This is a genomic window from Ruegeria sp. CDSB013 (assembly GCF_059611165.1).
In genome coordinates, this window is sequence record NZ_JBXWPA010000015.1 from 128,224 (window position 1) to 135,999 (window position 7,776).

General features: G+C 57.6%; 9 protein-coding genes. 2 read left to right on the plus strand and 7 right to left on the minus strand.

Going from position 1 to position 7,776, the window contains the following annotated elements; translation table 11 throughout:
• Positions 1-11: 11 nt before the first annotated feature.
• The 6 genes from AC2FJF_RS21320 to AC2FJF_RS21345 form a co-directional block, all read right to left on the minus strand.
• The gene (locus tag AC2FJF_RS21320; protein ID WP_496727084.1) at positions 12-941 is read right to left on the minus strand and encodes an electron transfer flavoprotein subunit alpha/FixB family protein; all 930 of its coding nucleotides are present in this window, start codon (positions 939-941) and stop codon (positions 12-14) included.
• Positions 941-1,699 carry an electron transfer flavoprotein subunit beta/FixA family protein gene (locus AC2FJF_RS21325; protein ID WP_496727085.1) on the minus strand — a complete coding sequence of 253 codons (759 nt, stop codon included), beginning with the start codon at positions 1,697-1,699 and terminating at the stop codon, positions 941-943. The genes AC2FJF_RS21320 and AC2FJF_RS21325 overlap by 1 nt, the downstream gene beginning before the upstream one ends.
• A gap of 264 nt (positions 1,700-1,963) precedes the next feature.
• Entirely contained in the window at positions 1,964-2,536 is a 573-nt protein-coding gene (locus AC2FJF_RS21330; protein WP_058278922.1) for a cob(I)yrinic acid a,c-diamide adenosyltransferase, read from the minus strand.
• Between the two features lie 3 nt (positions 2,537-2,539).
• A complete protein-coding gene (locus AC2FJF_RS21335) occupies positions 2,540-2,740 on the minus strand; it encodes a twin transmembrane helix small protein (RefSeq protein WP_496727086.1) in 201 nt (66 codons plus the stop codon).
• 80 nt (positions 2,741-2,820) lie between these two features.
• Entirely contained in the window at positions 2,821-3,648 is an 828-nt protein-coding gene (locus AC2FJF_RS21340) for an SDR family NAD(P)-dependent oxidoreductase (RefSeq protein ID WP_113791295.1), read from the minus strand.
• 69 nt (positions 3,649-3,717) lie between these two features.
• Positions 3,718-4,344 (minus strand): SH3 domain-containing protein, encoded by a 627-nt coding sequence (locus AC2FJF_RS21345; RefSeq protein ID WP_496727087.1) that lies wholly within the window; start codon positions 4,342-4,344, stop codon positions 3,718-3,720.
• 202 nt (positions 4,345-4,546) lie between these two features.
• Between AC2FJF_RS21345 and AC2FJF_RS21350 the strand changes: the two genes are divergently transcribed.
• Entirely contained in the window at positions 4,547-6,895 is a 2,349-nt protein-coding gene (locus AC2FJF_RS21350) for a DNA topoisomerase IV subunit A (RefSeq protein ID WP_496727088.1), read from the plus strand.
• A gap of 97 nt (positions 6,896-6,992) precedes the next feature.
• Complete coding sequence (locus AC2FJF_RS21355; RefSeq protein WP_496727090.1) at positions 6,993-7,586, plus strand: hypothetical protein; 594 nt, start codon at positions 6,993-6,995, stop codon at positions 7,584-7,586.
• Here the strand turns inward: AC2FJF_RS21355 and AC2FJF_RS21360 are convergent.
• Positions 7,583-7,776 (minus strand): hypothetical protein (locus AC2FJF_RS21360; protein WP_282153203.1); only part of this gene is annotated, 194 nt, incomplete at its 5' end. The two genes, AC2FJF_RS21355 and AC2FJF_RS21360, sit on opposite strands and share 4 nt — an antisense overlap.

The following is a 7,776-nucleotide window of genomic DNA, read 5'->3' on the forward strand; positions in this document are numbered from 1 at the left end:
TAAGCCAGCGGTTAGCCGAGTTTCTCGGTCAGTTCAGGCACGGCATGGAACAGGTCTGCAACCAGCCCGAAATCCGCAACCTGGAAGATTGGCGCTTCTTCGTCCTTGTTGATCGCAACGATGACTTTCGAGTCTTTCATACCAGCAAGGTGCTGAATCGCGCCCGAGATGCCGATCGCGACATACAGATCGGGTGCAACAACCTTACCGGTCTGACCGACCTGCCAGTCGTTCGGTGCATAGCCAGAGTCCACGGCGGCGCGCGATGCACCAACAGCGGCGCCCAGCTTGTCAGCCAGACCTTCGATCAGTTTGAAGTCCTCTTCCGAGCCGACACCACGGCCGCCCGAGACAACAACGCCAGCCGAAGTCAGTTCCGGACGATCGCTCGCGGCAACTTTGTCCTCGACCCATGACGATAGACCTGGGTTGTCACCGACCGAGATGGTCTCAACCGCAGCCGAGCCGCCTTCGCCAGCCGCGTCAAAGGACGCCGTACGGAAGGTGACGACTTTTTTGGCATCGCGTGACTTCACGGTCTGGATCGCGTTGCCCGCATAAATCGGACGCTCAAAAGTCGAGCCGTCAACCACGCCAGATGCATCCGAGATCACCATCGCGTCCAGCAGGGCTGCAACGCGCGGCATCACGTTCTTGGCGTCGGTGGTGGCAGGAGCAACGATGTGCTCATAACCATCAGCCAGACCGACGATCAGGGCCGCCGTCGATTCAGCCAGGCGGTGACCCAGCGACGCGTCTTCGGCAACCAGTACCTTGGACACACCGTCGATCTTGGCGGCGGCTTCACCGGCAGCAGCGGCGGAACCGCCCGCGGCCAGAATGGTGATGTCACCCAGTGCCTTTGCGGCCGTGACAGCTTTGGCGGTGGCGTCCATCGCCAGTTCGCCGTTGTTGACTTCTGCGAGAAGAAGAACAGCCATTACACAGCCCCCGCTTCTTTGAGTTTCTCGACCAGTTCATCAACCGAGCCGACGACGATACCAGCAGCACGTGCCGGCGGCTCTTCGGTTTTGACAACTTCCAGACGCGGGGTGACGTCGACGCCGTAATCGGCGGCGGTTTTCTCGTCCAGCGGCTTTTTCTTCGCTTTCATGATGTTCGGCAGAGACGCATAGCGCGGCTCGTTCAAGCGCAGGTCAACAGTGACGATGGTCGGCATCTTGACGCTGATGGTCTGCAGGCCGCCGTCTACTTCACGGGTGATCTTGGCGCTGTCGCCTTCGATGTCCAGCTCGGACGCGAAGGTGCCTTGCGACCAGCCCAGCAGGGCCGACAGCATCTGACCGGTAGCGTTCATGTCGTTGTCGATCGCTTGCTTACCAGCCAAAACGATGCCGGGTTGCTCTTCCTCGACCACTTTGACCAGGATCTTGGCAACGGCCAACGGTTCGATGTCTTGATGGACGTCATCGGCGGCAACAACCAGAATGGCGCGGTCAGCGCCCATGGCCAGTGCGGTGCGCAGGGTTTCCTGCGATTGTTTGACGCCAATCGAAACCGCAACGATTTCGTCAGCCTTGCCTGCTTCTTTCAGGCGAATCGCTTCTTCCACGGCAATCTCGTCGAACGGGTTCATCGACATTTTGACATTGGCGAGATCAACACCGCTACCGTCCGCTTTCACGCGAACTTTCACATTATAGTCAATCACGCGTTTGACAGGCACGAGTACCTTCATTTTGCGCTTGCTCCTCACAAAAAACGGTAAGCCGCGAAGCGACTCCACCAATGCTCTCGGGGGACTGAATAGCGTCTCAGTTCACGCTGCAACAGGGCAAAATCGTCACGTCATGAACTTGAGACGTCGCGTTTCATGTATTTTGACGCAACGACGTGAAATTTTATTGCTTTGGTGGCCGGTGCCAGAGCTTTGGGCCCCACCCGTTTGGCTGGGGTTTTGCTTTGTTGGTCGCTGCAGGGTTCGCCGGATCCCGCGCCAACTTCAGCGGTTTGCGCCCGGAACCCACAAAACGTCCGCAGTGCCGTTTTCGTTGGCGCAGCGGGCGGCAACGAAAAACCAGTCACTCAGGCGGTTGAGATATTTCACCGCGACTGCGTTCACGGGCTCCATGTTGGTCAGCTCGACCGCAAGGCGTTCGGCGCGGCGGGATACGGTTCTGCAGACATGCAGATTCGCTGCCAGGCGCGACCCGCCGGGCAAGATGAAGCTGCGCAGTGGCTCCAGCGTTTCATTCATCACGTCAATCTCGGCTTCTAGCCGATCAATCTGAGATGCAACGATGCGAAGGGGCGGATAATCGGCCTCGGCGTCTTTTTCCATGTCGGGGCGACAGAAATCTGCGCCCAGATCAAACAGGTCGTTTTGAATACGCGCCAGCGCGGCATCAACGTCGCCTTCCGCCTCGGTCCGCGCCACGCCAACAAATGCGTTCAGTTCGTCAACGGTCCCATAAGCTGCCACGCGACCAGAATACTTGGCGACACGTTCGCCGTTACCCAGCGCAGTTTTTCCATCATCGCCGGTGCGGGTGTAGATCTTGTTCAGAACGACCATTTATTAAACTCCTTGTCCGCGCAGGTGGACGTAGAGCACGATCAGCACCACAGCAATGAACTGGAACAGAATGCGAAGGCGCATCATCTTGTTGCTTTTCATCGCAGCAGCTTTGCCGCTTTTGCCGAAATTGGAGATGCCGATCGCCAGCACGACGACGACCGCCGCCATGGCCAACAGCAAAATGACCATCAAAAGGTCCATAAGCACACCGTCCGCGTTTCTTGTTTCGTTTGGCTATCATCTAGCCTCATGTACATGAAAAGCGAACGGGTAATTTCGCCTCAGACGTCCGACAGAATGCGGTCGATGGTGCGGGTGGGCAAAAGGCGGCGCAGATACCCGGCGATATAGGTTGGGGTGGTCACATAGTAGCGCGCGCGCGGCCTTTTTGATTCAACCGCATGGGCCAGCTTGTCGGTCACCGCTGATGCAGGCAGTTCGAAACGATCCGGACCTGAGGATTCATACAGTCTTTTCAACAGAGAAGCCTCGTATTTTTCGCGCAGGGCCGAGTTCTCCCAGTTGATGAAACGTTCAAAGAAGGGGATCGAATTCTCGCGGATTTTCGACGTGATTGGGCCGGGTTCGATCAGAATGGCCTTGATGTTCGTTCCGGCAAGTTCCAGACGCAGCGTGTCGGTAAGGCCTTCAATGGCATATTTTGTGGCGACATATGCGCCGCGCCATGGAAAGGCCACCAGGCCCAGAACCGACGAATTCTGAACGATTCGCCCATGTCCTTGCGCGCGCATGACTGGAATCACCAGCCGTGTCAGTTCATGCCAGCCAAAAAAGTTGGCCTCGAATATCACACGGAGCCCTTCGGTCGGCAGATCTTCAACTGCGCCGGGCAAGCCGTGCGCACCGTTGTTGAACAGCGCATCCAGGGTACCTCCGGTGGCCTCAAGCACTTCGGTCAGGCCTGATGCGATACTTGCGGCGTCGGTATAGTCGATGCGCGGGCTTTCAAAGCCTTGCGCACGCAGCCGGTCGCAATCACGCTGCTGGCGGCAGGATGCAAAGACACGCCAGCCGCGCGCACGCATACCGTGTGCCGCGTCCAGGCCGATGCCGGACGAGCAGCCGGTGATAAGAATGGTTTTCTGCATGATCTTCCTGACCTTCAATTCAGGCCAAAGCTATTGCGAGGTGCGGGTCAGGACAATGACGGTGCAGCGTCAGTTTTGAATTTTTCGAACCAGTGAGGCTGAAATCCAACCGACCTGTTGCGCGGGCAACACGCGCAGGCGCAGCCAGCCGGTTCCGGAATCACTTAGCACCTCGACCTTCTGTCCGATGGCCGCTTTGCCGACAATTGGGTAAATGGTACCGGGTCCATCGCGCATGTTCACCCGTGTTCCCGAGATTTCGCGGATGTCTTTTTCAGGTTCGGGAATCGCCTCAGCCTCTGATGTTTCCGGCAGGGGCGCTTCATCGGTCTGACGCAAACCCGCTACGCCGTCTTCCAGCGAAGCAAGCGTGATGTTTGCGCTCTGATCATCGAACACCGAGATGCCGGACAGAGACTGAAGGCTGGCTGGTTCGGCCACGATCTGCACGATCTCTTCGGGTTCAGGTTGGGGTTGTGCGCGCACCGTCGGTGCCCGAACGGCCACATTGGTCACAAGCTCTTCGGTCACAAGCTCTTCAACCCGAGCGGGTGCTACTGCTGCAGGTTGGGATACAGAGGCAACGCGCACAGGTTGATCGCTCCGCAAGCCGCGCGGTTCGAAATTTGGTCCACCGCTCATAACGTAAAAACACCAGCCAAGTGCAGTGAAAGTCAGAATAATAAGGCGCGTCATAGCGCATCCCCCAGGTCAATCGTTAGGTACAAGAAATCGGCAGCAGTCTAATGAAGACAGCCTACCATATTTCAGGGTCCGAGTCGAAAACCGGGGGAATTCCGGGACTTGTCTCCCCCTGTTGCAAAAAGCACGACTTGTCCCCAGCAAAATCTAAGCTGATTGCTTTACCAGCGCGCGCTTGCGGCGTATCACATCATATATGAACGATACGATCGACGACCCCAATATGGAGGCCCCCGACAATGGGGGCGAGGTAGCTGAACCGCTGCGCCGCGCGATTGGCGAACGCTATCTGACCTATGCGCTGTCCACCATCATGCACCGGGCATTGCCCGATGCGCGCGATGGGCTGAAGCCTGTGCACAGGCGAATCCTCTATGCAATGCGCGAGCTTCGACTCAGTGCAACGGGCGGGTTCCGCAAATCCGCCAAGATTTCCGGCGACGTGATGGGTAACTATCACCCGCATGGCGATGCCGCGATCTACGACGCGATGGCGCGTCTGGCGCAGGATTTCAACGTCCGTTACCCGTTGGTTGACGGGCAGGGCAACTTTGGCAACATCGACGGTGATAACCCGGCGGCCTCGCGATACACCGAAGCGCGGATGACCATCGTGGCCGAAGCCCTGCTGGAAGGGTTGAACGAAGACGCGGTCGATTTCCGCGACAACTATGATGGCACGCTAAGCGAACCGGTCGTGCTGCCTGCGCAGTTCCCGAATCTGTTGGCTAATGGATCCAGCGGCATCGCGGTTGGCATGGCGACGAATATTCCGCCGCATAACATCTCAGAGCTCTGCGACGCCTGTCTGCATCTGATCAAGACGCCGGATGCGCGCGATGATACTTTGCTGAACTACGTGCCCGGTCCGGATTTCCCGACCGGGGGTGTGATCGTTGAGCCACCCGAGAACATCGCGCAGGCCTACCGCACCGGACGAGGATCGTTCCGTCTTCGCTGTAAGTTCGAGGTTGAAGATCTGGGTCGGGGTCAATGGCAGATCGTTGTCACCGAGATTCCGTATCAGGTTCAGAAATCCAAGCTGATCGAAAAGATCGCCGAGCTGATCCAGACCAAGAAAATCCCGATCCTCGCCGATGTGCGCGACGAATCCGCCGATGATATCCGCCTGATCCTTGAACCACGGTCCAAGAATGTGGACCCCGAGGTGTTGATGGGGATGCTCTATCGCAACTCGGATCTTGAGGTTCGGTTTAGTCTGAACATGAACGTGCTGATCGACGGGGTGACGCCCAAGGTCTGCTCGATGAAGGAAGTGCTGCGCGCATTCCTTGATCACCGGCAAGAAGTGTTGCTGCGCCGCTCGCGTCACCGCATGGCCAAGATCGACCACCGGTTGGAGGTCTTGGAAGGCTTTATCGTCGCCTTCCTGAACCTCGATCGTGTGATCGACATCATCCGTTACGACGACGATCCCAAAGCCGCGCTGATGCGCGAGGATTGGGGCATCGACCATATCCGCGCCACCAGCGAGGCCGACTATGTGTCGCCCAAGCCGGGCGAGGGCGAATTGTCTGAGGTTCAGGTCGATGCGATCCTCAACATGCGTCTGCGGTCCTTGCGCCGTCTTGAAGAGATGGAACTGGTCCGCGAACGTGACGCATTGATGCTGGAACGCGCCAATCTCGAAGACCTGCTGGCCGACCCGGCCCTGCAATGGGCCAAAATCGCCGAGCAGTTGAAAGAGACCAAGAAGACTTTTGGCAAAGACTATGAAGGTGGCGCGCGTCGAACCCAATTCGCTGAGGCCGGGCAAGTTGAAGAAGTACCGCTTGAGGCGATGATCGACAAAGAACCGATCACGGTTGTCTGCTCTCAGATGGGCTGGATTCGCGCCATGACCGGTCACATCGACCTGAAGCGCGAGTTGAAGTTCAAGGACGGCGATGGCCCGCGTTTCATATTCCACGCTGAGACGACTGACCGCTTGCTGGTGTTTGCCTCGAACGGGCGATTCTACACGCTCAGCGCCGCCAATCTGCCGGGCGGGCGCGGTATGGGCGAACCGCTGCGCCTGATGGTCGACTTGCCGAACGAGGCGCAGATCATCGACATCCTGATCCACAAGCCAGGGCGCAAGCTGTTGGTGGCGTCAGACGCGGGTAACGGTTTCATGGTGCCCGAAGATGACGTTTTGGCCCAGACCCGCAACGGTAAGCAGGTGCTGAACGTCAAAGCTGACGAGACGGCGATGATCTGTAAGCCCGTTTCGGGCGATCACGTCGCGGTCGTGTCGCAGAACGGCAAGTTCCTTGTGTTCCCAGTGGAAGAGCTGCCGGAAATGGGGCGCGGTAAGGGCGTACGCCTGCAAAAATACAATATGGCGCGCGGCCGACAGGGGACACTGGAACTGGATGGTGGTCTGTCCGACATCACGACCTTCAACTGGGAAGAGGGGCTGAGGTGGTCCATGGGCGGTGACAAAACGCGGCACGAGGCGGACATGTCACAGTGGCTGGCCAAACGGGCCAGCGTTGGGAAAAAAGCGCCTTATGGTTTCCCGCGCGACTATAAATTTTCGTGAGTAAGCGCGCAGGCAAGTGGATTTCTGCCGATACGGCTTGGCACAAGCCGTATCGTTGCGCTAGATCAAAGAAAAACAGGCATATCGAGACGAGAACATGTTGCGAGCTTTGACCCTGATTACCGGACTGGCCCTGATGGGCGCGTGCACGCAGACACAGGTTTACGAAGAGCCTGAGTCGCTGGGCGAATTCAAATTGCGCGTCAATTATGCCTTTGCTGAAAAGGCCCGGAAGGGGCCGGTGTCGCGGGAAGCGACGCCTAAAGAGTGGGAAGACGCCATTCAGAACGCCGTGAATATTCGGCTTGGCCGGTATGAGGGCGCCCAGGAATACGACATAGGAATCAGTCTTGAAGGGTTCATGCTGGCCCCTCCGGGTGTGCCGGTGATCTACAACCCCAAAAGCACGGCAATCGTTCTGGTGAATGTTTACGACGTGCGCAAAAAAGAGTTTCTGGCTAAAGGCAAACAGTTCCAGGTTCTTGAAGACACGACCGGTGAAAGCGCACTTACAGGATCCGGGCATACCCGCACCAGAGAAGAGCAAATGGGAGGTTTGGCCCTCAAGGTTGCCGATCGTGTCGAGGAATGGCTGGCCGAGGAACATAAGGACAACGGCTGGTTCGACAAGCGTCCCGACCTGATCCAGCCGTTGGAATCCGTCGAGGTCACCCAAAATCCGGCGTCTTAACCAGCTTTTAACGCAGGATGTGCTTGATTTTCCCCTTTGAACCAAATATCTCGCGCGCGCAGATGTAACCACGGGACCACGGGTCCCCCCAATCGCAAAAGGGCGCCTGAGGAATGGCAAAGGAAAAGTTTGAGCGTAATAAGCCGCACGTCAACATCGGCACGATTGGCCACGTTGACCACGGCAAGAC